Annotated in this window: 19 protein-coding genes and 2 tRNA genes; 8 read left to right on the top strand and 13 right to left on the bottom strand. The window is 63.2% G+C overall.

The annotated features are described in order from the left end of the window. The first annotated feature begins 87 nt into the window (after positions 1-87). From B0G75_RS16605 to pgi, 3 genes are all read left to right on the top strand, one after another. On the top strand, positions 88-1,386 hold the full coding sequence (locus tag B0G75_RS16605; RefSeq protein WP_106307445.1) for an FAD-binding oxidoreductase: 1,299 nt from the start codon (positions 88-90) through the stop codon (positions 1,384-1,386). 119 nt (positions 1,387-1,505) lie between these two features. Beyond that, entirely contained in the window at positions 1,506-3,095 is a 1,590-nt protein-coding gene (locus B0G75_RS16610; protein WP_106307448.1) for an NAD(P)H-hydrate dehydratase, read from the top strand. A 235-nt stretch (positions 3,096-3,330) separates the two neighbouring features. Continuing rightward, entirely contained in the window at positions 3,331-4,953 is a 1,623-nt protein-coding gene (gene pgi / locus B0G75_RS16615; protein WP_106307451.1) for a glucose-6-phosphate isomerase, read from the top strand. 127 nt (positions 4,954-5,080) lie between these two features. Here the strand turns inward: pgi and B0G75_RS16620 are convergent, their stop codons facing one another. After that, positions 5,081-5,767 (bottom strand): ABC transporter ATP-binding protein, encoded by a 687-nt coding sequence (locus tag B0G75_RS16620; protein ID WP_106307454.1) that lies wholly within the window; start codon positions 5,765-5,767, stop codon positions 5,081-5,083. Positions 5,768-5,795: 28 nt separating this feature from the next. Between B0G75_RS16620 and B0G75_RS16625 the strand changes: the two genes are divergently transcribed. Both B0G75_RS16625 and B0G75_RS16630 read left to right on the top strand, forming a co-directional pair. Next, positions 5,796-6,470: an arylesterase gene (locus B0G75_RS16625; RefSeq protein WP_181309285.1), complete on the top strand. Its 675-nt coding sequence runs from the start codon at positions 5,796-5,798 to the stop codon at positions 6,468-6,470. 117 nt (positions 6,471-6,587) lie between these two features. After that, positions 6,588-6,929 (top strand): hypothetical protein, encoded by a 342-nt coding sequence (locus B0G75_RS16630; RefSeq protein ID WP_106307460.1) that lies wholly within the window; start codon positions 6,588-6,590, stop codon positions 6,927-6,929. A gap of 95 nt (positions 6,930-7,024) precedes the next feature. Here the strand turns inward: B0G75_RS16630 and B0G75_RS16635 are convergent, their stop codons facing one another. The 8 genes from B0G75_RS16635 to tig form a co-directional block, all read right to left on the bottom strand. Continuing rightward, positions 7,025-8,962, bottom strand: coding sequence for a SurA N-terminal domain-containing protein (locus tag B0G75_RS16635; protein ID WP_106307463.1), 1,938 nt, complete (start codon positions 8,960-8,962; stop codon positions 7,025-7,027). A gap of 86 nt (positions 8,963-9,048) precedes the next feature. Next, positions 9,049-9,125, bottom strand: a tRNA-Asp gene (locus tag B0G75_RS16640). 44 nt (positions 9,126-9,169) lie between these two features. Next, a tRNA-Val gene (locus tag B0G75_RS16645) sits at positions 9,170-9,245 on the bottom strand. Between the two features lie 104 nt (positions 9,246-9,349). Continuing rightward, positions 9,350-9,622, bottom strand: a complete 273-nt coding sequence (locus B0G75_RS16650; protein WP_012432917.1) for an HU family DNA-binding protein — start codon at positions 9,620-9,622, stop codon at positions 9,350-9,352. A 340-nt stretch (positions 9,623-9,962) separates the two neighbouring features. Further along, positions 9,963-12,386, bottom strand: coding sequence for an endopeptidase La (gene lon, locus B0G75_RS16655; RefSeq protein ID WP_012432916.1), 2,424 nt, complete (start codon positions 12,384-12,386; stop codon positions 9,963-9,965). Between the two features lie 202 nt (positions 12,387-12,588). Continuing rightward, the gene (gene clpX / locus B0G75_RS16660) at positions 12,589-13,860 is read right to left on the bottom strand and encodes an ATP-dependent Clp protease ATP-binding subunit ClpX (RefSeq protein ID WP_007182009.1); all 1,272 of its coding nucleotides are present in this window, start codon (positions 13,858-13,860) and stop codon (positions 12,589-12,591) included. A gap of 183 nt (positions 13,861-14,043) precedes the next feature. Beyond that, a complete protein-coding gene (gene clpP, locus B0G75_RS16665) occupies positions 14,044-14,697 on the bottom strand; it encodes an ATP-dependent Clp endopeptidase proteolytic subunit ClpP (protein WP_007182010.1) in 654 nt (217 codons plus the stop codon). 192 nt (positions 14,698-14,889) lie between these two features. Further along, positions 14,890-16,236: a trigger factor gene (gene tig, locus B0G75_RS16670; protein ID WP_106307466.1), complete on the bottom strand. Its 1,347-nt coding sequence runs from the start codon at positions 16,234-16,236 to the stop codon at positions 14,890-14,892. A gap of 593 nt (positions 16,237-16,829) precedes the next feature. On the opposite strand from tig, the gene B0G75_RS16675 reads away from it, so the two are divergent. Together B0G75_RS16675 and B0G75_RS16680 are read left to right on the top strand one after the other, a co-directional pair. Next, positions 16,830-17,975 (top strand): glycerate kinase, encoded by a 1,146-nt coding sequence (locus B0G75_RS16675; protein WP_106307469.1) that lies wholly within the window; start codon positions 16,830-16,832, stop codon positions 17,973-17,975. 62 nt (positions 17,976-18,037) lie between these two features. After that, positions 18,038-18,487 carry a MarR family winged helix-turn-helix transcriptional regulator gene (locus tag B0G75_RS16680; protein ID WP_106307472.1) on the top strand — a complete coding sequence of 150 codons (450 nt, stop codon included), beginning with the start codon at positions 18,038-18,040 and terminating at the stop codon, positions 18,485-18,487. 26 nt (positions 18,488-18,513) lie between these two features. Here the strand turns inward: B0G75_RS16680 and B0G75_RS16685 are convergent, their stop codons facing one another. Next, on the bottom strand, positions 18,514-20,097 hold the full coding sequence (locus B0G75_RS16685; RefSeq protein WP_106307475.1) for a DUF3999 domain-containing protein: 1,584 nt from the start codon (positions 20,095-20,097) through the stop codon (positions 18,514-18,516). Further along, entirely contained in the window at positions 20,094-23,525 is a 3,432-nt protein-coding gene (locus B0G75_RS16690) for a DUF2339 domain-containing protein (protein WP_106307478.1), read from the bottom strand. The genes B0G75_RS16685 and B0G75_RS16690 overlap by 4 nt, the downstream gene beginning before the upstream one ends. 309 nt (positions 23,526-23,834) lie before the next feature. Here B0G75_RS16690 and B0G75_RS16695 point away from each other — a divergent pair, with 309 nt between their 5' ends. Next, complete coding sequence (locus tag B0G75_RS16695) at positions 23,835-24,122, top strand: hypothetical protein (protein WP_012432910.1); 288 nt, start codon at positions 23,835-23,837, stop codon at positions 24,120-24,122. 16 nt (positions 24,123-24,138) lie between these two features. Here B0G75_RS16695 and B0G75_RS16700 read toward each other — a convergent pair whose 3' ends face one another. Continuing rightward, entirely contained in the window at positions 24,139-24,819 is a 681-nt protein-coding gene (locus B0G75_RS16700) for an alpha/beta hydrolase (protein ID WP_106307481.1), read from the bottom strand. Positions 24,820-24,914: 95 nt separating this feature from the next. After that, complete coding sequence (locus B0G75_RS16705) at positions 24,915-25,883, bottom strand: LysR substrate-binding domain-containing protein (RefSeq protein ID WP_106307484.1); 969 nt, start codon at positions 25,881-25,883, stop codon at positions 24,915-24,917. Positions 25,884-25,899 lie beyond the last annotated feature (16 nt).

The following is a 25,899-nucleotide window of genomic DNA, read 5'->3' on the forward strand; positions in this document are numbered from 1 at the left end:
GCGGCCCGAGAGGCCGGCAGCGCGCCGCATGTCACGCTCAACGGGCCAGCGCCGCTTCGGCGTCCCGGCGGCCAATCGAATCAGAACATGGATGTCATCGTCATCGGCGGCGGGATCGCGGGCGTCGCCACCGCTTATCAACTGCGCGCGGCCGGCCATCGGGTATGCGTCGTCGAGCGCCACGCCACGGTCGCGCAAGGCGCAACCTATGGACACGGCGGCACCGTCCTGCCGACCCCGCTCGACGTCTGGTTCGGCCCGACTTTCATGGCCAGCCGTCAAAACGCCAAAAACGGCGTCGTCAACAAGACCGGCTTCAACGGATCGGCGCGCCAGTTCGTCAAGCAGCTCGCCGAGTTGCAGGAACCCAACGCGTTCGGCCGTCAATACGGACTGCTGCGACCGCTGATCGAGCTGTCGCGCGACACCATGGCGGACATGGAGGCGCGCTTCGGCCTCGAGTTCGAACAGACCAGCGGCCTGCTCTACCTGGTGCGCTCCGAACAGGAATGGGAGCAGTTGCGGCCCGCGCGCGGCCTGCTGCAGCTTTTCGAAGTGCCCCATCACGAGCTGACACCTGAACAATGCGCCGCGTTCGAGCATTCCGTGCGCACCGAGCCGGAATTCGCGGGCGGCGTGCTGTTCGACCAGGAGCGCACGGCCAATGCGCCGCTCTTCACCAAGCTGATCAAGCAGACGCTGGATACGCAGGGCGGCGTGCAATTCATGCTGGGCTGCGAAGTCTCGTCGATCCGTCTGGACGGCCAGCGCGCCTCGGTAGAACTGGCGCCGCAGCCGGGAGCGACCTCCCGTTCGCGCGAAGTCGACGTGATCCACGCCAACGCGGTGGTCGTGGCCGCCGGCCATGGCAGCCTGCCGCTGCTCGACCGGCTTGGCCTGCGCTTGCCGCTGCATCCGCTGCGTCTGCACACACTGGTCGCGCCGATCGCGCACGAGGAATGCGCGCCGCACGTCGCCATCGTGGACGCGGTGAAGCGGATCGCGATCAGCCGCATGAACCATCGCTTGCGGATAGCGGGCGGCGCGGTCCTGCAAAGCGCCGGCCAGATCGACAAGCCGTTGGGCGAAGCGGTGACGAAAGAAGCCCTCGCGCTGCTCGGCCAGGCCACGCACGACTGGATTCCGGGCGCCGCGCGAATCTCGGTGGCATTGCCGTGGGAAGGCGTCAAACTGCTGTCGCCGGACGGCTTGCCGGTGATCGGCAACGCACTGCATCCGCGTCTTTTCGTCAATGTGGGCCACGGCCCGGCCGGCTGGGGTCTCGCCTGCGGGTCGGGCAAACTGGTGGCCGACCTGATTTCGGGCGGCACGCCGGACGTCCCCGTGGACACACTGGCCGCGCTGCGCCCGGATCGGTTCAGGTAAATCTCGCCGGCCCGCGCACGAGCGGGCCGCAAGAGGCGCCCGCCTGGCGCTCATCGGCACTACCATAGCGATTCCCCAAGCTTTTTCGCCTGCCACCGGGCGGACCGCCAAGCCTCGCCATGACAGAAGCCGACCACACGCCGCCGACACTCATCAGCCCGCACAACCGGGCGCTGCCGCTCCTGACGCTCACCGACCTGCGGATCGCCGAATCCCAGGCGGCGGCCGCCCTGCCGCGCCACACGCTGATGTCGCGCGCCGGGAAATCCGCCGCGAGCTTCCTGCGCGAGCAGATCACCCGCGATACCTCGGTCGAGAAATCCAGGCAGAAGGTGTGGCTCATCGCGGGGCCGGGCAACAACGGCGGCGACGCGCTGATTCTGGCGACGGAACTGCACCAGGCCGGCATTGCCGTCGAGCTGTGCATGCCGGTCGAGGTGAAACCGGACGACGCACGCTGGGCGCTCGAGACGGCCCGCGCGGCCGGCGTCGCGATCGCCAGTGCGCCGCCCGCGTCGCTGGACGGCTACAGGTGGCTGGTGGACGGCATGTTCGGCATCGGCCTGACGCGTCCGCTCGAAGGCGTATTCGCGGCCGTCGCCCGGCAGCTTTCGCAACGCGCCAAAGCGCGGCCGCGCAAAGGCGGCGTGCTAGCGCTCGACGTGCCCAGCGGCCTCGACAGCGACACCGGCACGGTCGTGGGCAATGGCGATGGCGCCGCCGTCCATGCGACCCATACGGTCACCTTCATCGGCGCCAAACCTGGACTCTTCACCGCGCAAGGGCGTGATCTCGCCGGCGCCGTCACGGTCGCGCCGATCGGCGTCGACACGAGCGGCCGCACGGCCGTGCAACTGAACGCGCCCGAACTCTTCGGCGCCTTTCTGCCGCCGCGCGATTTCGCAACCAACAAGGGCAGCTTCGGCAGCCTCGCCGTGGTCGGCGGTGACACCGGCATGTGCGGCGCGCCGATCCTCGCCTCGCGCGCGGCGCTCTACACCGGAGCCGGCAAAGTGCACGTCGCGTTGCTGGGCGAAGGCGCCCCGCCCTACGATCCGCCCCATCCCGAACTCATGCTGCATGCCATCGACGATCTGCCGCTCGACCAGATGGACGCGCTCGCCGTCGGCTGCGGCATGGGCCATCGCGAACGCGCCACACGCGTGATGCACGACGTGCTGCTACTCGACGTGCCCAAGCTGTTCGACGCGGACGCGCTGAACCTGATCTCGAAAGACCCCGCGCTCGCCGCCGAAGTGACCGCGCGCGGTGTGCAAGGCGATCCGTGCGTCCTCACGCCGCACCCGCTCGAAGCCGGGCGCCTGCTCGGCACCGACGCGCCGGGCGTGCAGCGCGACCGCCTCAGCGCGGCGCGCTCGCTCGCCGCGCGGTACGCGGCCGTGGTGGTGCTCAAAGGCACCGGCACCGTCGTCGCGGCTCCGGATGGCCGCCTCGCGATCAACCCGACCGGCAACGCCGCGCTCGCGACGGGCGGCACCGGCGACGTGCTCGGCGGCATCATCGGCGCCCTGCTGGCGCAACACTTGCCGCGCTACGAAGCGGCGCTCGCGGGCGTCTATCTGCACGGCCTCGCCGCCGACACGCTGAGCGCGCAAGGCCACGGTCCCGCCGGCCTGACGGCGGGCGAACTGGCGCCGATGGTGCGGACCTTGCTGAACCGCTTGTTCTATCCGGCAGCGGAGTGCTGAAGCTGTCCGTCCCAACCTATGGATGGACCGGCCAAACCGCTGCCGTCCGTCACGCAACGCCGTTATACTGACTGACTGCGCCGCGCGTCGGAGCCACTACGGGTGACGGCGAATTTTCACCGCCACCCCATGGCGAACCGGGCCGCGCGGCATCGCTCTAACAGCATCGTTGCATCATCCTCGGCAGCGCTTCACGCGCGCGCCTTTCTTCGTGCCACTTGGTTAGACGGACGCTATGACCCAGAACTCGCTCCCCTCCTGGTCCTCGCTGCAAACGCATTACGAAAAGATTCGCGATGCGCACATGCGCGACTGGTTCGCCCCCGAGAACGACCCCGCCCCTACCCGCGCCGAGCGCTTTGCGTTCGCGGGCGGCGGTCTCGCGGCCGATTTCTCGAAAAACCGCATCACCGAAGAAACACTGAAACTGCTCGTGCAAGTCGCGCGCGAAGCCGGCGTCGAGAAACGCCGCGACGCCATGTTCGCGGGCGACATCGTCAACCCGACGGAAGGCCGCGCCGTGTTGCACACGGCACTGCGCGCCACCGATCCGAAAGCGCCGTTCTATGCGCAAGTGCAGGCCGAGCGCAAGAAGATGGCCGCGTTCGCCGACCAGGTGCGCAGCGGCGAATGGAAAGGCTATACCGGCAAGCGGATCCGCTATGTCGTGAACATCGGTATCGGCGGCTCGGATCTCGGGCCGAAGATGGTCGTGCATGCGCTGCACCATCTGGCCACGCCGGAGATCACCACGCACTTCGTGTCGAACGTTGACGGCGCCGATCTGTACAACGTGATGCAGCAGATCGATCCCGAAGAGACGCTCGCGATCATCGTCTCCAAGACTTTCACCACGCTCGAAACCATGACCAACGCGCGCTCGCTGCGCGACTGGTTCATCGAGAAAGGCTGCCCGGAAAGCGCGCTGGCGAAGCACTTCGTCGGCGTGTCCGCGAATCCCGCGGAAGTGGTCAAGTTCGGCATCGCGAAAGAGAATGTCTTCGAGATGTGGGACTGGGTCGGCGGGCGCTATTCGCTGTGGTCGGCGGTTGGGCTATCCATCATGATCGCGATCGGACCGAAGCAGTTCGATGAACTGCTCGCCGGCGCCAACGAGATGGACCAGCATTTCCGCGACGCGCCGCTGGAAAAGAATCTGCCGGTGTTGCTCGGCATGATCGGCATCTGGTATCGCAACTTCTTCGGCTCGCAAAGCTACCTGGTCGCGCCGTACTCGCAAGCGCTGCATTTCCTGCCTTCGTATCTGCAACAGCTGGAAATGGAGAGCAACGGCAAGTCGGCGCGCCTAGACGGCGCGATGGTCGACTACCCGACGGCCGCGGTGACGTGGGGCGAACCTGGCACCAACGGTCAGCACGCTTTCTTCCAGATGCTGCACCAAGGGCCGACGATCGTGCCGATCGACTTCATCGCCGTGTTGACGCCGGAGCATCCGCTCGTCAGTCATCATCCGAAGCTGCTCGCCAACTGCTTTGCGCAAAGCGAAGCGCTGATGGTCGGCCGCACGCTCGAAGAAGCGAAGAAAGTGGCCGGCGCGGACAAGCCGGAACTGGCGCCACACCTCGTGTTTCCGGGCAATCGTCCGACCACCACGCTGCTGGTCGACGCGCTCACCGCACGTTCGCTCGGCGCATTGATCGCGTTGTACGAGCACAAGGTGCTGGTGCAGGGGACAGTGTGGAACATCAACTCCTTCGATCAGTGGGGCGTGGAGTTGGGCAAGATTCTCGGCAAGGTGGTAGAAGCCGATCTGACGGCGCCGAGTGCTGATGTGAAGAAGCATGATTCTTCGACGTCGGCATTGATCGCGCGGGCGCGTGCGGCGTTGAAGAAGTGATGGTGGGCGGCGCGGTGGTTCGCGCCGCCTGAATTGCTTGGTATGGCCGCCCGATACCGGATGAGCCACCATGAAAAAGCGGGCCCTTGCGGCCCGCTTTGTTTTTGCAGCGCGGCTCGACGCTCATTCAGGCGAGACGTCCCGCCTCGATCGTCACCGTCGTATCGCAACGGCGCGCCAGTTCGATGTCATGCGTGACGAGAATCAGCGTAGCGCCGTTCGCGCGGTTCATCTCGAACATCAGATCGATCACCGCGTGACCAGTGGCGGCGTCGAGACTGCCGGTCGGCTCGTCGGCGAACAGGATTGCCGGATGCGTGACGAACGCGCGTGCAAGCGCCACGCGCTGCTGCTCACCGCCCGACAGCAGCTTCGGATAGTGACTGGTGCGCTTGCCTAGACCCACCTGCTCCAGCAAGCCGCGCGCACGCGTTGCGGCCTCGCGCGTACCGATGCCGCCTTGCAACTCCAGCGGCAAAGTGACGTTCTCGAGCGCCGTCAAATGCGGCATCAGCTGAAACGACTGGAACACGAAGCCAACCGAACCGCTGCGCAATGCGGCACGCTCGTCTTCGTTCAACTCACCGAGTTCGCGGCCGAGCAACCGAACCGAGCCTGAACTCGCGCTGTCCAATCCTGCGAGTAAGCCGAGCAGCGTAGACTTGCCCGACCCGGATGCACCGACGATCGCCACACTGCTGCCGGCGTCGATAGCAAGATCGATGTCGTCGAGAATCGTCAGTTCGCCTGTTGCATCTTTAACCTTCTTGCACAAACCCCGCACTTCAATGACTGGATCAGTTTTGTTTAGCATGGTGAAGCGTAGGTTGAAAGTGCGTGCCATGACGACTCGCGCCACGGCGTTGACAACGGCATGCGGCTGCGCAGTCGTGGCGGCCACCCTGCTTTCGGTGAGCTTCACGGCGCGGGCCGCCAACGCGCCCGAACCGGCCAAGCCGGTGATCGTCGTGCTCGGGGACAGCATCTCCGCCGAATACGGCCTGCCCCGCGACACGGGCTGGGTTGCCTTGATGCGCCAGCGCCTCGCCGACGAGCGAATCGATTATAGCGTCGCCAATGCGAGCATTAGCGGCGACACCACGAGCGGCGGACGAGCCCGCTTGCCGGCGCTCATGCAACGCCTGAAGCCGAGCGTCGTGATCGTCGAACTCGGCGCCAACGACGCGTTGCGCGGCGTGCCGCTCTCCACCACCGAAGACAACTTGCGCACGATCATCGAGCAGGCTCAGCAAGGTCACGCGAAGGTCGTGCTGGTGGGCATGTATGTGCCGCCTAATTACGGCCCCGACTATACGCAAAAGTTCCACGGCTTGTACGGCGAACTGTCCAGACAGTTGCGTGTGCCGCTCGTGCCGTTTCTGCTCGCCGGCATTGCCGACAAACCGGATATGTTCCAGGCCGATCAGATTCATCCGACCCAGCAGGCACAGCCAGTGCTACTTAACAACGTGTGGCCCGCAGTCAAGCCACTCCTTCGCACAAGTTCGCCGCACTGAAAAGCCTGCTAACAACTTGTTTCCAGAACTGTGGGAACGCGGATCGGTAAGTTCTCTCTCACACTTTCGTAATCCCGCGTAACCGGCTCGATTTTGAGCGACTTTTGAGGAGATAACGTGAAATATTTACCGTTAATCGCTTTGACCGTGGCAATTTCCGCCTGCGCCGCTCAACCACCCGCTGGCGTTCAATCCGTTGGTGAAAGCCAGCAGCCGCCGAAGGCCGTCGCTACCTGCATCGCGCAGAAGTGGGCCGACAGCTCGCAGCAACAAGTGGTCTCGCAAGACACATTGGCCAACGATCAAGCCATGGATGTGTATGTTCCGGGTCAGCAGCCGCCCAATGGCGCCGCCGCTATCGTACGTCCATCGTACTCCGGCAAGGGTACGTGGGTCGGCTTCCGCGCCGGTGGCGCTGGCGGCAGCGACGCCACGAGTGCAATCAGCGGCTGCCTGTAACGCTCGCAGCGTACCGCAGCAAACCGTTTGACGAGCTTGCACTCGTCAAATGAAAAAGCCCCGCAATTGCGGGGCTTTTTTGCGTTCAGGCGGCTTTACTCGCCGCTCGCCTGGGCATTGCTGCTGTCGAGGGAACCGTAGAACTTCACCTTCGAACGCGCGCGCACTGCTTCGACATAGGCCTCTGCTTCGGACTGCGCATCGACCTGCGCGATCTGTTGCTGCGCTGCAGCCAGACGTTGCGGATCGACCGCCGTACCCGCCACCACCGCGTTCACGCGATAGATCGCATAGCCGTCGTCGCCGAGGTCCACCCCGACGTAAGCCGGCAATTTTTGCGCGTCCGCCTTGTAGATTGCACTCAATGCAGCGGGCGGCACGCCTTGCGCGTCGTTACGCGACACCTTCAGCGGCGACGAGAATCCGGTGGTTGCCTTCGACTTTTCGAACTCGGCAAGTTTCGCCACGCCGTCCTTGTGAGCCGCTTCATCAGACTGAACCGCGATCACTTTCTGACGCACCGCGTCCTTCACGGCGTCGAGCGCCGGCACTGCCGCGGCCTTGTAGTCGGTCACGCGCGCCGCGATCAGCGTGTTGCCGCCGACGTCGATCGCTTGCGTGTTGTTGCGTGCCGTCGTGGCGTCGTTCGCGAACACCGCGGCGAGGAACTTCGCATTGTTTAGCGGGCTGTCCGGCGCGAGTTTCGGATCCGGCTGCGGCGTAACCGTGGCGGTCTGCACTTGCAGCTTGTACTTGTCGGCGGCCGGCTGCAGGCTCTTGGCTTTTTCATAGACGATCGACGTGAAGCCTTCCGAGTCGTCGGTGAATGCCTTGCTGGCCAACTGCGTCTTGAGGTCTTTCGAGATCTGGTCTTTCACTTCGTCGAACGGCTTCGTGACCGCCGGCTTCACGTCCGTCGCCTTGACGATGTGATAACCGAAGTCGGTCTGCACGATTCCGCTGACTTCGTCTTTCTTCAGCGCGAACACAGCGTCGTCGAACGCCTTGCCGCCCGCGATCATGCCGCGGCCAAAGTAACCCAGATCGCCACCCTTCGACGCCGAACCCGGGTCCTGTGAGTTCTGCTGCGCGATCTGCGCGAACTGATCCGGATGCGCCTTGATCTGTGCGAGCAACTCTTCGGCCTTCTGTTTCGCCTTGGCTTTGTCGGCCGCGCTCGCGTCTTTCGGCGCCGCGATCAGGATGTGGCTCGCGCGCACCTGACCGTCGGTGCGGTAGTGCGCGATGTTGTCGTCGTAGTACTTTTTCAGATCGGCGTCGCTCGGCTGCGCGGAAGCCGCGAGGGTTGCCGGCGACATGACGAGATACTGGATCGTGGCCGTAGCCGGCGTGGCGAATTCGTTGCGATGCGCGTCGTAATACGCTTGCAGTTGCGCGTCGGTAGGCTGCACCTTCGCGGCATAGTCGCGCGGATGGAACGCGATGCCCTGCACTTCGCGCTGCTGTTCCGCGAGTTCGGTCAAATGCTGTGCAAGCGTTTTGGACGTGAACGCGCTGCCTTGAATGCTGGCCGGCAACTGCTGCGTGGCGATGCTGTAGCGCACGCGCTCGTCGTACTGGTCGGGCGTCATGCCTTGCATGGCGAGCAACTGCTTATAGCGGTCGACGTCGATCGTGCCGTCAGGATTCTTCAGCGACGAGATCACCGGATCGTTCATCAGCACGCGGCGCACGGCGTCGTCGGATGCGGTGAGATGCAGGCGCTGTGTTTCATCGGCCAACACACGTTGCTCGATCAGACCGTCGAGCATCTGCGCGCGGCGTTGCGGCGTGTCGAACGACTTCATGTCGAACTGCGCGCCAAGCATCTGACGGGCGCGGTCGAGTTGCTGACGCATCGCGTCGTCGTATTCAGCGCGCGTGATCTTGTGACCGTTGACGCTCGCAACGTTTGCGCTTTCGTCAAAGAAGCCGCGAAAGCCCTGAATACCCACAAAACCCAACCCCGGCACAATGACGAGGATGAGCATGAACATCATCAGGCGTTTGTGATTGCGGAAAAAATCGAGCATGCGTGAGGAGTGCCAAAAACAGAACGCCCGATCTTACAACAGCGGGCAATAAAAAAGGCGAACCGGAGTTCGCCTTTCGAGGATACTGGCGGAGTGGACGGGACTCGAACCCGCGACCCCCGGCGTGACAGGCCGGTATTCTAACCGACTGAACTACCACTCCTTAATTACAGCAACTGCGCTGAAACACTTGAATGAATCTGAAACTGGTGGGTGCTGAGAGGCTCGAACTCCCGACCTACGCCTTGTAAGGGCGCCGCTCTACCAACTGAGCTAAGCACCCGTTTCGCGATTCAGTGCTTCTTCCTGCTTCTATCTGCCACCTGATCTTCGTCGATTGACGTCACTCAACGTCCATCACTCAACGCCCCTCAAGCAGCAAGCCCATTAGTTTAGCGCATCCTTCAGAGCTTTGCCAGGCCTAAATTTGGGGACCTTGGCCGCCTTGATTTTGATGGCAGCGCCGGTGCGCGGATTGCGCCCGGTGCGCGCGGTGCGCTTGCCGACCGCGAACGTGCCGAAACCGACCAACGTCACCGAACCGCCCTTCTTCAACGTACCTTTGACACCATCGATCACAGCGTCGAGTGCACGGCCTGCCGCTGCCTTCGAAATGTCGGCTTGCTGCGCAACGTGATCGATCAATTCCGTCTTGTTCATCCCAACCCCCGAGAATGTTTATGGCAATCGTGACGGCGCTTTGTTAGCACCTGGCATCACGCGGCCGGCGGCCAACGCCGGGCGCAATCATTAGAATTGGCCGAAACCCTTGTGTCAAGCGGGGTTGAGCCTGATTTGCGAGGTTTTCGAGGCGGCTTCCTATACAAAATGTTGCCTCGGATCGATGCACATACAACCAGTCGGCAAGCGCACTGCAGCTTTGCTCAATAGGTGGGAAAATGCGCCTCACTGAGGCTCGGCGAAAGCCGCTCGGCCAATAAAAAACCCGCGGCCGTGACCGCGGGTTTTCTTCAAGCAAACAGCTTCGTGACTGACTGTCTTAGTGCTTCACGACTTCCGTTGCTGCGGCGTCTTTGCCCGGCTCTGCCGCGACCGGCGCAGCAGGCTTCGGCTCTTCTTCCGGCAACGCCGTCGGCACGCGTTCGAGCGCCAGTTCGAGCACCTTGTCGATCCAGCGGACCGGCACGATTTCGATTGCGTTCTTCACGTTGTCCGGAATCTCCGTCAAGTCCTTGACGTTTTCTTCCGGGATCAGCACCAGCTTGATACCGCCGCGATGCGCCGCCAGCAGTTTTTCCTTCAGGCCACCGATCGGCAGAACTTCGCCACGCAACGTGATTTCGCCCGTCATCGCGACATCGGCGCGCACCGGAATCCCGGTCAACACCGACACCAGGGCGGTCGTCATCGCAATACCGGCAGACGGACCGTCTTTCGGTGTCGCGCCTTCCGGCACGTGGATGTGAATGTCCTGCTTCTCGAACGCTTCGTCCTTGACACCGAGACGGCGCGACCGCGAACGAACCACCGAGCGTGCTGCCTCGACCGATTCCTTCATCACGTCGCCGAGCGAACCTGTACGGATCACGTTGCCCTTGCCCGGCATCACCGCGGCTTCGATGGTCAGCAGATCGCCGCCCACTTCCGTCCACGCGAGACCCGTGACCTGGCCAACCTGATTTTCCTTCGCGGCCAGACCGAAGTCGTACTTGCGCACGCCGAGGAACGTATCGAGATTGCTGCCGTCGACCTTCACCGCGCCTTCCGCCTTCTTCAGCAGAAGCATCTTCACGACCTTGCGGCAGATCTTCGAAATTTCACGCTCGAGCGAACGCACGCCCGCTTCACGCGTGTAGTAACGAATGATGTCGCGGATCGCGGTTTCCGTCACATCGACCTCGCCATCCTTGAGGCCGTTGTTCTTCTTTTGCTTGGGCAAAAGATAACGTTGCGCGATGCTGACCTTCTCGTCTTCCGTGTAACCCGACAGACGGATCACTTCCATCCGGTCGAGCAGCGGCGGCGGAATATTCAGCGAGTTCGACGTTGCCACGAACATCACGTCCGACAGATCGAAGTCGACTTCGACGTAGTGATCGGCGAACGTATGGTTCTGCTCCGGATCGAGCACTTCGAGCAGAGCCGACGACGGATCGCCGCGGAAATCCTGACCCATCTTGTCGACTTCGTCGAGCAGGAAGAGCGGATTGCGCACGCCGACCTTGGTCAGGCTTTGCAGAATCTTGCCGGGCATCGAACCGATGTACGTACGACGGTGACCGCGAATCTCGGCTTCGTCGCGCACGCCGCCGAGCGCCATACGCACGAACTTGCGATTCGTGGCGCGAGCGATCGACTGACCCAGCGATGTCTTACCGACACCCGGAGGCCCAACGAGGCACAAGATCGGCGCTTTGACCTTGTCGACACGTTGCTGGACCGCGAGATACTCGAGAATGCGTTCCTTCACTTTCTCGAGACCGAAGTGGTCTTCGTCGAGCACGCGTTCCGCATTCGAGAGGTCGTTGTTGACCTTGCTCTTCTTGCGCCACGGCAAGCCGATCAGCGTGTCGATGTAGTTGCGCACGACCGTCGCTTCAGCCGACATCGGCGACATCAGCTTGAGCTTCTTCAGCTCGGCATCGGCCTTCTTCTTGGCTTCCTTCGGCATGCGGGCAGCGGTGATGCGCTTCTCGAGTTCTTCGAGATCCGCACCTTCTTCGCCTTCGCCGAGTTCCTTCTGGATCGCCTTGACCTGTTCGTTCAGGTAGTACTCGCGCTGGCTCTTTTCCATCTGGCGCTTCACACGCCCACGGATGCGCTTTTCCACCTGCAGGATGTCGATCTCGGCTTCGAGTTGCGCGAGCAGATGCTCGAGTCGCTCGATGACCGGGAACATCTCGAGAATGTGCTGCTTCTGGTCGAGCTTGAGCGGCAGATGCGCCGCGATCGTATCGGCCAGACGACCCGCTTCGTCGATACCCGACAGCGACGTCAGGATCTCGGGCGGAATCTTCTTGTTCAGCTTCACATACTGGTCGAACTGCGACACGATCGCGCGGCGCAGCGCTTCAGTTTCAGCGCTGTCGGCGTGGTCGGGTTCGAGCGGCATGACTTCACACGAGAACTGCGTTTCCTGTTCTTCGATGGAAAGCGTTTTCGCGCGCTGCAAGCCTTCGACAAGCACCTTCACGGTGCCATCGGGCAGCTTCAGCATTTGCAGGATGTTGGCGACACACCCTACTTCGTACATGTCCTTTTCGGTCGGCTCATCTTTCGCAGCCGTTTTCTGGGCGACGAGCATGATGTGCTTGCCGCCTTCCATCGCTGCTTCGAGAGCCTTGATCGACTTCGGGCGGCCTACGAAGAGCGGAATCACCATGTGCGGGAAGACGACTACGTCACGCAGCGGGAGCAGCGGGAGCGTAATGCGTTCCGGCGGAAGGAGTTGGGTTCCTGACATTTCATTTCCCCATGAGTGGAATCAGTTCGTTCGATAGGTGAGGCCAGCAGAAAAGATTGCAAGCCTCCGCGTGTGGGAAAAGTTCAGTGACTCCGAAGGTTCAGTGACTCCATAGTGAAAACAACCAGCCTGACCACACGATAAACGAAAAAAGCCGTTCACGTTGCCATGAACGGCTTTTTTTGCAGAACCCGCAAGCCGATCAGTTCGAACCCGCCACTTTAGGCGCGTCTTCGTAGATCAGTAGCGGTTTGCCGTCGCCGTCAATCACGTTGTCGTCGATGATGACCTTGCTAACGCCTTTCATTTGCGGCAGGTCGTACATCACATCAAGCAACGCCTGTTCCAGGATGGAGCGCAAACCACGCGCGCCCGTCTTGCGACGAATTGCCTTACGCGCGACAGCTTGCAACGCGGCCGGGCGAATTTCGAGCTCGACGCGCTCCATGTTGAACAGCTTGTGGTACTGCTTCACCAGCGCATTCTTCGGTTCGACGAGAATTTTCATCAACGCGACTTCGTCGAGCTTGCCGAGCGTGGCCACCACCGGCAGACGGCCGATCAGTTCGGGAATGAGACCGAACTTGATCAGATCTTCCGGTTCCACTTCGCGCAGCACTTCGCCGGCGTCGCGGTCCTGCTTGCTCTTCACACTCGCGCCAAAACCAATGCCGGTTTTCTCGGTACGATCGACGATGACCTTTTCGAGGCCGTCGAACGCGCCACCGCAGATGAACAGAATGTTGGTGGTGTCGACCTGGATGAAGTCCTGATTCGGGTGCTTACGGCCGCCCTGCGGCGGCACCGACGCCATCGTACCCTCGACCAGCTTCAGCAAAGCCTGTTGCACGCCTTCACCCGAGACATCGCGGGTGATCGACGGGTTGTCGGACTTGCGGCTGATCTTGTCGATTTCGTCGATGTAGACAATGCCGCGCTGGGCCTTGTCGACTTCGTAATTGCAGTTTTGCAGCAGCTTCTGAATGATGTTCTCGACGTCTTCACCGACATAGCCGGCTTCCGTCAGAGTGGTTGCATCGGCAATCACGAACGGGACGTTCAGGAGTCGCGCGAGCGTTTGCGCGAGCAGCGTCTTGCCGGAACCGGTCGGACCGATCAGCAGGATGTTGCTCTTGGACAGCTCGATTTCATCCTTCTTGTCGAGATGCTTGAGGCGCTTGTAATGGTTGTACACCGCGACCGCGAGAATTTTCTTCGCGCGTTCCTGACCGATCACATACTGGTCGAGGATTTCACGGATTTCCTGCGGACTCGGCAGATCGGACTTCGACAAGCCCGCCTCGATGCCCGCACCTGCAGCCTCATCACGGATGATCTCGTTGCACAGGTCGATACATTCATCACAGATGAACACCGACGGGCCGGCAATCAGTTTTTTGACTTCATGCTGGCTCTTGCCGCAAAACGAGCAATACAACAGCTTTTCGCTGTTAGAACCTTTCTTGTCCGCCATAGATGTTTGAGCCTCCGGACACTCGATTACATGATACGCCGTTTGCCCTGGCCTCGCAGTTTGGGCGGGGCCGGGCTTGAGCCAAGGTGACGGCGTTTGCCGCAGGCACTCGGACGAAGTTTGATTATTTCACAACCGATTTGGTCACGTTTTTGCCCCATTTCGGGGCAAAAACGCACCATCTCAAGGACGCTTGTGCGCCACCTGGTCGACGAGGCCGTAAGCCTGCGCGTCGTCGCCGGACATGAAGTTGTCGCGGTCGGTGTCGCGTGCGATACGCTCGACCGGCTGGCCGGTGTGATGAGCGAGCAGATGATTCAACCGTTCCTTCAGGTACAGGATCTCGCGCGCCTGAATTTCGATGTCCGACGCCTGGCCACGCGCGCCGCCCAGCGGCTGGTGAATCATGACGCGCGAATTCGGCAAAGCAAACCGCTTGCCCTTCGCGCCGGCCGCCAGCAGAAATGCGCCCATGCTGGCCGCAAGACCCATGCAAAGCGTGGACACATCCGGCTTGATGAACTGCATCGTGTCATAGATCGCCATGCCCGCCGAAACCGAACCGCCCGGGCTGTTGATGTAGAAACTGATGTCCTTGTCGGGATTCTCGCTTTCGAGGAACAGCATCTGCGCGACGACGAGATTGGCCGTCTGGTCGTTCACCTCACCGACCAGGAACACGATCCGTTCCTTCAGCAGACGCGAATAGATGTCGTACGAACGCTCGCCCCGGCCGCTCGTTTCCACGACGATGGGCACCAGTCCGAGCGCCTGCGCTTCGAGATCCCGTGACGACTGGGAGGTCAACGTGTCCAGCATTTGAGCGCGAAAGGTCATGCAGTGGATCCTTGTCTGAAATATTCTAAATATTAGATGCTGGACAGGTGCGGCCGACAACCCCGTATTCAAGTGCGCGTTCAGTGCGGCGCAATGCGTGACACCGGTACAAAACGCAACGCACATTCACAGCACAAAAAAAACGGCGTGCGGGCTGTCGCTCCGACAGCCGGCACGCCGTTGCAGCGACGCTTACGCTTGCGCCGTTGCGCTTGCCAGTTCTTCGAAGCTCACTTCCTTGTCCGTCACCTTGGCCTTGCTGAGGACGAAATCGACGACGTTGGCTTCAACGACGTACGCTTCCATTTCGGCAAGGCGTTGCTGGTTGGAATAATACCAGCGGACGACTTCCTTCGGGTCTTCGTAGCTTTTCGCGAACTCGTCCACTTCGGCACGAATCTGCTCCGGCTTGGCTTGCAGTTCGTTGGCCTTGACCAGTTCGGCCAGCACGAGGCCCAGCTTCACGCGGCGCTCAGCCTGTTCCTTGAACATCGCAGCCGGGATCGGCGCATCTTTGGCGTTCGGCACGCCGCGTTGCTCGAGATCCTGACGCGCCATCGCGACGAGGCGCTCCTGATCCTGTTCGATCAGCGCGTTCGGCACGTCCAGTTCGGAAATCTTCAGCAACGCGTCCATCACCTGGTTCTTGACGATGGCTTGCGTGCGGCGCTTTGCTTCGCGTTCGAGATTGTCTTTGATCTCAGCGCGCATCTTGGTCAGATCGCCGTCTTCGATGCCGAGCGACTTGGCGAATTCAGCGTCGATTTCCGGCAGATGCGGCCACTCGATCTTCTTCATCGTGATCGTGAATTGCGCGGTCTTGCCGGCGACATCCTTGCCGTGATAGTCCTCGGGGAACGCCAGATCGAATTCCTTCGATTCGCCGACCTTCAGGCCCGTGGCGGCCTTTTCGAATTCCGGCAGCATGCGGCCTTCGCCCAGCACGAATGCGAAGTCGTCGGCGCTGCCGCCCTGGAACACTTCGCCCTCGATCTTGCCGACGAAGTCGACCGTCACGCGATCGCCTTCTTTCGCTGCCGTGTCGCCGCCGCCGTCACCGTGCTCGCCGGCTTCGCCGCGAGCGTGGAAGTGCACGCGCTGCTTGCGCAGGATGTCCAGCGTGCGGTCGATTTCCGCTTCGCTGATGGTGGTCGTGGTGCGCTCGATTTCAGCCGTGGCGACGTCGCCCAGCTTCACTTCCGGATACACCTCGAACGTCGCGTCGAACGCGTAGTCGCCTTCAGTGGCGTCGCTCTTCGGCGCGAAGCTCGGCTGACCGGCGACGCGCAGGTTTTCGGTGCGGCTGATGTCGAAAAATTCCTTGCCGACCTTGTCGCTCAGCACTTCGGCTTCCACCTGGCCCGAATACTGTTGCGTCACCATCTTGAGCGGCACCTTGCCCGGGCGGAAACCCGGCATGCGCACGTTCTTCGCGAGTTGACGGATACGCGAGTCCACTTCCTTCTGCACGGCGTCCTTCGGCAGGGAAATCGTGACGCGGCGTTCGAGCTTGCCGAGGTTTTCAACAACGTTAGCCATGGCTTCAATCGTCCTAAAATTATTCGAGCGAATCAGTTATCTTCTCCGTGCCGCTTATCGATGTCGTGCAACCTCGCGTTTTTGGTCGCGTTTGGGTCGCTTCGCATCGATTGCGCGCCTGCGCCGCGGGCTTGCAGGCCGCCGGCAGCACGGTTGAGTCCAAAGAGCCGAATATTTTAGCAAACTATTTGCGCGCCTAGCCGGGATTCGATGAATGCGCGCGTTTTTGTCGAGGTTTTGGTCGGATTCCGGCCGCTTTCCGCGCTGTTTCATGCCCGTTTGCGCACTGTTCCAGTGCGGCCGGGGTGCTGCGCCGCTGCTGAGCCGCACCTGTACACGAATTTCCCCCCGCGACGGCGCTTCAGCCTGTCTGCACGAATTTTCCCCTGCGAATTCGTTTGAATCCTCAGCCGCCGGCAAAAGCAGCCGCGCCGGCTGCGCATACGCGCCCTGCCACCGTCCATGCCGGCTATGCCATTCGACATATTCAGTCGGCGCGCCCATGCTGATAAGCTAGTGGACGCGCTTGGGGTTGCGCCCGCATCTCGCCGTTTCACCCGCCCTCGCAACGATTTCAACTACTCAGAGACACCATGCCGAATTCGCCGTCCTCGCCCGTCGTCGTCATTGCTCCCGACTCCTTCAAAGGCTCGCTTAGCGCGGAACAGGTCGCGCAAGCGATCGCAGCGGGCATCAAGCGCGCCCGTCCCGCCGCGGAGGTGCGCATCTGCCCGATGGCCGACGGCGGCGAAGGCACACTCGACGCCATGCTCACGCGCGGCGGCGAACGTCGCACGCTGAGCGTGCGCGGCGCGGCCGGTCCGGTACGCGAGGCGCTCACGGGCCTGCTCGCCGACGGCAGCGCGATCATCGAAACGGCGGAGGTCGTCGGCATCACGGATCCGGTGGGAATGGGCGTGCCCGTCGAGGCGCGCAGCACACACGGCATGGGCGAGGCGATTCGCGCGCTGATGGACGCCGGCGTGCGGCGCTTTTTCGTCGCGCTCGGCGGCAGCAGCACCAACGACGGCGGCGCGGGCCTGTTGGCCGGGCTCGGTCTCAAGCTGTTCGACGCACAAGACAATGAACTCGACGCCACGCCGGAACAACTCGCGCGTCTCGCGCGAGTAGACGTGTCGCAGCTCGACGCGCGTTTATCGAGCGCGCAGTTCGTCGGCATGTCGGACGTGGACAATCCGCTTACCGGCGAACACGGCGCAACCGCGGTATTCGGTCCGCAAAAAGGTGTGAAACCGGAACAGGTTGCCACGATCGACGCAGCGCTCGCCCGCTTCGCCGATCTGCTCGAACCGGCGCTCGGCCGCACGGCGCGCCAGCTGCCCGGCGCGGGCGCCGCGGGCGGCCTCGGCTTCGCGTTGCATATGCTCGGCGCGCAGTTCGAACCCGGCGCGGAAACCGTCGCGCGGCAAATCGGTCTGGACGCCGCGCTCGAAGGCGCCGATTGGCTGATCACCGGCGAAGGCCGTTCGGATGTGCAAACGCTGCATGGCAAGGCGCCCTTCATTGCCTGCCGTCACGCACAGGCAGCGGGCGTACCGGCCACGCTCCTCTCCGGCGGAGTCGACTCAGCCGCCCTGCCGCGCCTCGCCGAATATTTCAGCGGCTGCTTCTCGCCGGCGCCCGGCCCGATCACGCTCGAAGTCGCGATTCGCGACGCGGCGCGTCTGTTGGCGGACGAAGCCGAACAGTTGACGCGCCTGAAATACGGCACGCGTTGACCGGCAGGACGGTTGCGGCAACAATCACAGCGCCGCGACCGCTCACACACTACGGGAAGACCATGAAGGACGCCAAAGCCGGCCTCGAACAGTTCCTGACGTACCGTCTGCATGTCCTCAACAAACTCGCCGAACGCGGCATCAGCGAACGCTATCAGAGCAAGCTCGGGGTGACCTTGCCTGAAGCGCGCGTGATTGCGTCGGTGGGATCGTTCGGGCCGTTCTCGATCATGGAACTGGCAAGGCATGCCAATCTCGACAAAAGCCAGGCAAGCCGCGCCGCCGAAGCGTTGATCAAGCAGGGACTCGTGAAACGCGAGGCGAGCGCCGAAGACGGCCGCGTCGTGCTGGTGTCCCTGACACCCGAAGGCCGCGCGCTGTATCGCAAGGTCATGCCGATCGCGCGCAAATGGAACGGCGACATGTTCGAGTGTCTGGACGAGCAGGAAAAGCTCGCCTTCGGTCACGCGCTCGACAAGATCATCGGCACGATGACGGCGTCCGAGGAATGACCTGCGCGCCGTAGGCGGCGCTGAGTTCAGCGCTTGCCTTCGCCCTTTCCGTTGGTTTCGCCGGTGGTGGGAGCATTAGCTGCCGGGCCCGTTCGGTCGGATTCCGGCGATGTACCCGCCACGCCAGTCCCTGCCGACGCGCCCGCCGACGTATCCGCCACGCCAGATCGTGTTGTAGCTGTACCCACCGCGCCAGTCGCCGCAGACATACCCGCTACGCCAGATCCAGCAGACCCGCCCGACACACCCCCCGGCCCGCCGCCCGCCGACATACGGGCACCCCGCGCGAGCCGCCACGCGATCGCTGCAAGCGAGCCCACGGCCAGCAGCAATGCAGCCCATAGCAAATAGCGGCGCATCACATCCGGATCCCTCGCGGACTGCGCTCTCGCTGCCTGCTCGGCTGACAGCGCCTCGCCCAGGCGCGCCGTCGCGGGGACCGCCGAGGCGCCCATCAACAGATCGTCGCGACTCACCGCCGACGACACCGTCGTCGCGCTACCCACCGCCAGGGTGAACGGCGCCGTCCCCCGCGCGACGAAAGTCAGCATCGCCGGACGCCAGCCCGCGGCGACGGTCAGCGTCCCGCTGCCGAGTCCGCCGTTGCGCGTGTCGACCACCACACGCCATTGACGATCCGTGTCGGGCGTCAATTCGAGCGAAGGATTGCTTTGCTCCACCTCGCCGTTGTGCAAGCGGAACAATGTCGCGCCCGCCACTTCGCGCCATGGCGTATCGAGCCCCGTGCGCGAATAGACGACCGCAGGCGCGACGGTGTTCGGCTGAGGCAGGTTCAGGCGCAACCGGTCGACGGGATACGGGCCGCTGGTGTTAAAAAAATACTCGCCGGGTTTCGGTCCCGCGTGCGCGACGATGCCCTCGCGCCATGCCCGCTCCGCGCGCTGCGCCGCGTCGGCGGCAAGCGCCTGAATCTCCATGTCCAGCGACTCGACATACGGCGCGCCGTCGAGCCAGCGCAAACGTAGATAACGCGCGCGATTGCCGTCCAGTTCGATCCGGTCCTGACTCAGCGTGCTGCCGTTGTAACTGACCTTGAGCAGTTGCGCATCGCCGGCCGGTTGCCAGTGGCGCAAATCGTCGCTCGATTCGACCGTGACGCGCCCCTGGTAATTGTCGTCGCGCAGGTGCACGAGCAAGGCGGTTACGCGGCTCGCACGCGACGCGCGCCCGAGGTCGATCAGGTCCGTGTCGTGTTGCGCGCGGGACGGCGGCGCAGAGGTCGCGCGCAGCGAACCGTCGCTGGCGATTGTCACGCCGAGCGGTGCGGAGGTACTGCTGGCGGCCGCGGGCGGCAACGGAAACCAGCGCACCGGACGCAGCGTGGGCGGCGTACGCGGCGGCTCGCGCGGCGCATCGAGCGAATACGGAACGGGTTCGCCCGTGCCGTTGAAGACCCGCACGTCGCCGAGATCGTGACGCTGGCTCGCCGCGTAGACGGCGGCTGGAAGCGCCACGCTGTAGTACGCGGCGCCTTCTTCGAGTTGCAGCGCGAAATGCTGTGCGAAATCGTCGGCTGCGGTAGCGGGCGCGGACGCCCACATCGCCGCGATCGCGAAACACCAGCCGGTCAATGTAAAGACCCGCTTCATTGCTTGGATTCCACTACCAGAGCCTTAGGCGGTAACGGTGAGAAGTAGCCGATCAGCAGCAACATCAAACCGATGCCGATAAACGAAACGATCCGCTCGATTCCCGTCACGTGAGACAGGTCGAACAGGAACAACTTGACCACGGTCGCCGCCAGCAGAGCGCCGCCGATGAACCAGAACATCCGGCTCGCCCGGCGCGTCGCCCAGATCATCATGGCAAGCGCGCACACCGTCCAGAATACCGATATTGACGCCTGAACGAGCATCGAGTGTGACATGGTCTCGAACTCATATGGCACGCCGGTCCAATGATGCAGCGTACGCAGCAGCATCGCGTTCAGCCAGACGAATCCTGTCGCACCGGCTGCCACCTGCAAAGGCATGCGATATTCGCCGAGCGGCACGCCGAGCCGTTGAACCCGCACGAGCCAGAACGCCGCCAGCGCGAACACCACCGCCTGCACCAGGTCGAGCGGATTGAGCAACGGCAGACGCGCCCATGTACCGCCGTCCTGCGTCAGGTTCGCGAAGAACGTCCATATCCACATCACGAGCACGAGCGGCGTCGACGCGATGGCGCACAGCCGCACGATACTGTCGCGGCGCGCGAGCCACAACCCGGCAAAAGCAAACGCGCTCCAGCCGACCAGAAACACCTGCTGCAGGCTGAACGAGGCGAGCACCGCACCGACATCGTACGCCGCGTGAAAATGATGATGCAGCGTGCGCAACAACAGCGCGTTGAACCAGAGAAACAGCGTGGCGAGCACCAGATAATCGAAGGCGCGCGGATGCCATTGCACGCCCAACGCGCGCAGTCTGCGCATCCATACCGCACAGGCGACGAACGCGAGAATCTGCGCGACGTCGAGCGGATTGAGAATCGGCAGCCAGACGAGAGGCGCGGCGCTGCCGTCGCTCGTCACACTCGCGATACTCCACGCCCACAGCAGAACAGCGAGCGGCGCTGCGGCCCACACCTGATACGCCTGCATGAAGCGCGCGACCGGCCAGCGCAGACGGTGCCCGGCACCCGCCACCAACAGCAGCAGCACACCGAAGCCATATGCCCACGCGCTCCAGCTCCATGCGCCTTCGGGCACGTAAGCCCGCAAACCCCAGTAGCCTTCGAGCGCGGCAAGCGCGCCGGCCGTCCAGAACATCAGCGTATGCAGCGGCGCGAGCACGATATCGCTGACCTCACGCTGCTGGCGCCACAACAATCCATACGCCGAGAGTGCGGCGAGCGCGCCAACCAGCCAGCCGTAGCCGCTCACCGGCGCCATGCCCAACGTGAAGAGTTCCGCGGTGAGCAGCGCGAGAACCGGCACGAGCGCCAGCGCCGGCAACTCGGCGAGCGGCCAGCGCAGCGTGTGGCGCGCGCCGTGCGCGAGCCACGCTGTCAGCACCGCGAAGAGCGCGACGGCGGCCGTATCGAAACGGGCGTGTTCAACGCCAGAGTGAGCGCTCGTGTACGCATGGATTTCGTACAGGCCGCCCAATGTCCACCACAACAAACCCCACACGCTGGCGACGAGGCCGATCTGCGGCATCCACTTGTGCCATTCGCCTGCTTCGCTGCGGCCGTGCAAACGCCATCCGGTGAAAATGCCCGCGAGCGCGATCAGCACCGACGCGATGTAAGCGCCGTTCAGGACCGGCCAGACGTTTGCGTCGTGAGCCTGCGCAATCGTGCCGGCCGCGTAGGCGCCCGCCGCGGCCAGTTGCAGCAGCATGCCGAAACCAAACGCGCTCAGACGTCGCTGACGCACCGCGAGCCAGGTGATCGCTGCGCCTTCGATGGCCCAGGTCGCGCTCGTGGTCGGTCCGGTGAACGCAAGCGGCACGGCGAGCGTGGCAAAGATCACCGCCAGCGCGAGCATGGCCTCGAACATCATGCCGAGGCGCTCGCGGCGTCGCGCGAGCCAGCCCGCGATCGCCAGGTAGAACGCGGCGAGCGCCACCGCGCTCCACGCCAGGCCGAACTCGGTATTTTTCATCAACGCGGCTTGCAGGCCGATCGCCACCAGCGGCGTGCCGAACACCAGCGTGCCGTCGACGTAATGCTTGAGGGCGATTTCGCGCCGCACCGCGTAGAGCAGCGCGATGCCGACGTACATCAGGAAAAACAGGATCAGGAACGGCTCCGTGCTGGCGAGCAACTCGGAGCGGTAGGCCATCGCGCCCCACGCGGCGCCGATCGAAAACGTAAATACGAAGCCGAGCAGATTCAGCGGGCGCCACGCCTTGAACCAGGCGATCGCGAAGATGCCGGCGTTGAGCAACGCGTAGTAGCTGAACAGCATGACGTGACTGCCGCCGCCCGTGGACAGCAATACCGGCGCGAGAAAACCGCCCGCGCTGCCCATGAAGGCCAATGAGGACGCATTCTGCCGGACCGCAAGAAATGCACTGAGCGCGCAGATCGCGACCATCAGCGGCAAGGCTGCGCCCGCGGGTAGCAGGTGGTAGAGCCGCGTGGCCGCGAAGACGGTCAGATACAGCGCGCCGACGCCGCCGCCTTGCAGCACCAGCCCATATGCGCCGCGTCGCTCGCCGATGCGCCAGCCAAGCACGATCAGGGCGGTCGCGGCGAGCGCCACGCCGGCAAGGCGGAATTCGATCGGCAGCAGGCTGTTGTCCGCGGCGTATTTGAGCAGGAAGGCGATGCCGAAAAACAGCACGATGATGCCGACCCGCACGACCGTGTTGCCGCCCAACAGCCAGTCGCGGCCCGCTTTGAAGAGGCGCTCGGCGAGATTAGGGCCGCGTGGAGGCGCGGGTGGTGAAGGTGGAACGGGAGGCTGCGGCGCCGACGCTGGCGCGGAAACAGGTTGTGCGGTCGGGGCGACTTGAGAGGCGCCGGGTATGCCAGGTACACCGGGTACGCCTGGTGCACCACGAGCGCCCGTTGCGCCTTCCGCGCCCGCCGCCCCCGTAGCAGCCGGCCCCATCGCTTCTGCGCTTGCCGACGAGCGCGCGGCGACGAGCGGCCTCGCCGGCACCTCGGGCTGCGGACGTACTGTCCGCTCATCGGCAGGCGGGATCGCATAAGGACTCGACGCTGCGTCCGACGGCGACCGCCTGAACGCCGCAGTGTCAGAGGTCTGCGCCTTAGCATCAGCGGCGCCCTCGACGCCTCCCGCTTGCAACTGACGAATCTCGCCGCGCAATGCGACGATCTCCCGCTCGAGCCGCTCGACGCGCGCCGCGAGTTCGCCCGGAGGATTCGAGCCATAAGTGGTGGCCGTGGTGGCCGCTGTGGCCGCGGATCCGGTCGCGGTATCCGCAGACTTCTTTTGCAGCAGACGCGAAAACGCAAAGCCAGCCACGGCGCCCAGCAATGCACCGAGGCCGATCGAGAAATCGTTCGACAAGGCAGTCAGTATGCCGACCACCGCGCCAAGCAGGGTCAATATCACGCTCATCGCATCCCTCTTTTTTTATTGTGTTCTATTGCGAGATTTGTTTGGTTACGCACGGATTAATCCGCGAGTATTACATCAACGATACGGCGAAAATCGGCGCGGAGAATACCATGTAAACCGCGCTTTAGAGCCAACTATCAAGTGAGTCAATGACGCGTGCGTAACTATGCTTAACAATCCCCCCGACGACATTGCGCCATTCGTCTCAACCGGATCGATATCAGCAGCCGCGCAAGCCGCCAACCATGTCAAAATTCGCCACCGGCCATCGGGCCATCCCTCTCCCATATTTCATTTAAGGAAGTAGCAGTGGACATCAACAAACAGGTCGCGGCCCTCACCGCTTCGGAACTCCAGACGGCCGGCGCGAGCCAGGCCACGGCGATTGCGGTCAGCGTGCTGCTGCGTCATCTGCGCTCGCCCGAACTGGCGAAGCTGCTGTCGTCGGCGTTCGAAAACCATCAGGCGGTGATGCTGCAAACGCCGTGGCCCGAGCCGATGCTGCAGGCGTTCGAATCGACCCGCCGCTTTCTCGAAGGCGCCACGCAAGCGGACCTGCCGGGCACGCAAGCGCCCGCGCAAACGCCGGACGCCTGAGCGCAGCCGGGACCCTTCAGGAAGACGCTGCGAGCAGCGCGCCAAGCCAGGCGCGCAGCGCCGATATCTCCTCCGCGCATACCGAATGCGGCATCGGATACGCGCTCCAGTCCACCTTGCAACCTCGCGTGATCGCAAAGTCGCGCGCGGCCTCCCCTAGCTGGATCGGTAACACGTCGTCGTACATGCCATGCGCGGCGAAGATAGGCGTGCCACGGTTCGCGGCGCTCAAACGGCTGTCGATAAAACCCGGCGACGGCACATACCCCGACATCACGATCAAGCCGGCAAGTGTCTCGGGGTGCGTCAGCCCTGCTGAATAGGTCATCGCCCCGCCTTGCGAAAACCCCGCGAGAAAGATGTTCGAAGTCGGAATGCCGCGCCGGTTCTGCGCCTCGATCAATTGCCGCACGGTTGCGCAAGACGATTCGATACCCGCTTCGTCGATCTGCTCATTGATGTTCTGAAACGAACGGATGTCATACCACGCGCGCATCACGTAGCCGTTGTTCGCGGTAACGGCGATCTCCGGCGCATTGGGAAACACGAAGCGCACGGCAGGCGCATCGCCGAGACGCAGTTCGGGCACGAGCGGCACGAAGTCGTTGGCGTCGGCGCCTAGACCGTGCATCAGGATCACAGCGAAGCTCGGATTCGGCGCGCTTTCAATTTCAATGGTCGGCGGTTGCTCGGTCATGTATCGCGATTACCCGGTTGCGGAAAACGTTCAGAGGATCGGAATGAGTACGAGGAGCATATACCGCCAGGGCACACAAGGCACACCTGGCTTCTTCAAAGCCTGTCCCCTGCCGCCTCGGCCCGCGACCGCGCCCGCCCGCGTCCTGCCGTGTTTCGCGCCGGCGCAACGACCTCGGCGAGCAGTTCCTCGTGCAGCGCTCGCAAGACCTTGACGAACGCCGACGCGAGCCGCTCTCGCGGCCTGTGCGGAGGAAACAGCAGATAGGTCTGAAAGCGCGTGGCCGGCAGGAATGGACGAATCGCGATTTCCGGCCCGGCGAAGTCGCGCGCGACGATGGGATGCGCGAGCGTCACGCCCATGCCGTGGCGCACCATCTCGCAGCACATCGCGGCGTATTGCGCCTCGATCGACATGACGCGCTGCACGCCCGCGCGCTGGAACACTTCGTCCATCAAGGTGCGCGTGCCGTCGCCGTGACACAGCGAAATGAACGGCTCACCTTCCAGATCCTCCGGCTTGATGCTGCGCTTCTTCGCCAGCCGATGCGCCGCCGGCATCACACACACGGCGGCCACATCCGCCAGCTGTTCGACTTCGCAATCGGATGCCTCGCTGACGTACACCGCCACGCCGAGATCGCAGAACTGCGAGGCCGTCCAATGATTGACCGTGCCCGACGTATTCACGTGCAGCGACACAGTGACATCCGGAAATAGCTCGACGAAACGCTTGATGGCGTGCGGCACCAGCGTCATGCCCGCCGAAGGCATCGCCGCGATGCGCAGACGGCCGCTGCCGAGATTGCGAATCTGCGCCGCGGCATTCGCCAAACCCTGCAGGCCGACAAACGCGCGCTCGACTTCGCGAAAGAACGCCTCGCCCTCGCTCGTGGGAATCAGCCGCACGCCGCTGCGCTGAAAGAGTTGCAGCCCCGTGTCGCGCTCGAGTTGCGCGATCAGACGGCTCACGTTCGGCTGCGACGTGAAGAGCGCCTTGGCCGCGGCAGTCATCGACCCCGATACCATCACGGCGCGGAACGCCTCGATGTGCTTGAGATTCATCCGTATTCTCCCTTAG

Source organism: Paraburkholderia sp. BL18I3N2 (assembly GCF_003001875.1).
Classification (GTDB): Bacteria; Pseudomonadota; Gammaproteobacteria; order Burkholderiales; family Burkholderiaceae; genus Paraburkholderia; species Paraburkholderia phytofirmans.

What these genes read in the sequence shown, in the direction of transcription:
- B0G75_RS16605 (WP_106307445.1), top strand. Translation starts at nt 88, where the DNA reads ATGGATGTCATCGTCATCGGCGGCGGGATCGCGGGCGTCGCCACCGCT.
- B0G75_RS16610 (WP_106307448.1), top strand. Translation starts at nt 1,506, where the DNA reads ATGACAGAAGCCGACCACACGCCGCCGACACTCATCAGCCCGCACAAC.
- pgi (WP_106307451.1), top strand. Translation starts at nt 3,331, where the DNA reads ATGACCCAGAACTCGCTCCCCTCCTGGTCCTCGCTGCAAACGCATTAC.
- B0G75_RS16620 (WP_106307454.1), bottom strand. Translation starts at nt 5,767, where the DNA reads ATGCTAAACAAAACTGATCCAGTCATTGAAGTGCGGGGTTTGTGCAAG.
- B0G75_RS16625 (WP_181309285.1), top strand. Translation starts at nt 5,796, where the DNA reads ATGACGACTCGCGCCACGGCGTTGACAACGGCATGCGGCTGCGCAGTC.
- B0G75_RS16635 (WP_106307463.1), bottom strand. Translation starts at nt 8,962, where the DNA reads ATGCTCGATTTTTTCCGCAATCACAAACGCCTGATGATGTTCATGCTC.
- B0G75_RS16650 (WP_012432917.1), bottom strand. Translation starts at nt 9,622, where the DNA reads ATGAACAAGACGGAATTGATCGATCACGTTGCGCAGCAAGCCGACATT.
- lon (WP_012432916.1), bottom strand. Translation starts at nt 12,386, where the DNA reads ATGTCAGGAACCCAACTCCTTCCGCCGGAACGCATTACGCTCCCGCTG.
- clpX (WP_007182009.1), bottom strand. Translation starts at nt 13,860, where the DNA reads ATGGCGGACAAGAAAGGTTCTAACAGCGAAAAGCTGTTGTATTGCTCG.
- clpP (WP_007182010.1), bottom strand. Translation starts at nt 14,697, where the DNA reads ATGACCTTTCGCGCTCAAATGCTGGACACGTTGACCTCCCAGTCGTCA.
- tig (WP_106307466.1), bottom strand. Translation starts at nt 16,236, where the DNA reads ATGGCTAACGTTGTTGAAAACCTCGGCAAGCTCGAACGCCGCGTCACG.
- B0G75_RS16675 (WP_106307469.1), top strand. Translation starts at nt 16,830, where the DNA reads ATGCCGAATTCGCCGTCCTCGCCCGTCGTCGTCATTGCTCCCGACTCC.
- B0G75_RS16680 (WP_106307472.1), top strand. Translation starts at nt 18,038, where the DNA reads ATGAAGGACGCCAAAGCCGGCCTCGAACAGTTCCTGACGTACCGTCTG.
- B0G75_RS16685 (WP_106307475.1), bottom strand. Translation starts at nt 20,097, where the DNA reads ATGAAGCGGGTCTTTACATTGACCGGCTGGTGTTTCGCGATCGCGGCG.
- B0G75_RS16690 (WP_106307478.1), bottom strand. Translation starts at nt 23,525, where the DNA reads ATGAGCGTGATATTGACCCTGCTTGGCGCGGTGGTCGGCATACTGACT.
- B0G75_RS16700 (WP_106307481.1), bottom strand. Translation starts at nt 24,819, where the DNA reads ATGACCGAGCAACCGCCGACCATTGAAATTGAAAGCGCGCCGAATCCG.
- B0G75_RS16705 (WP_106307484.1), bottom strand. Translation starts at nt 25,883, where the DNA reads ATGAATCTCAAGCACATCGAGGCGTTCCGCGCCGTGATGGTATCGGGG.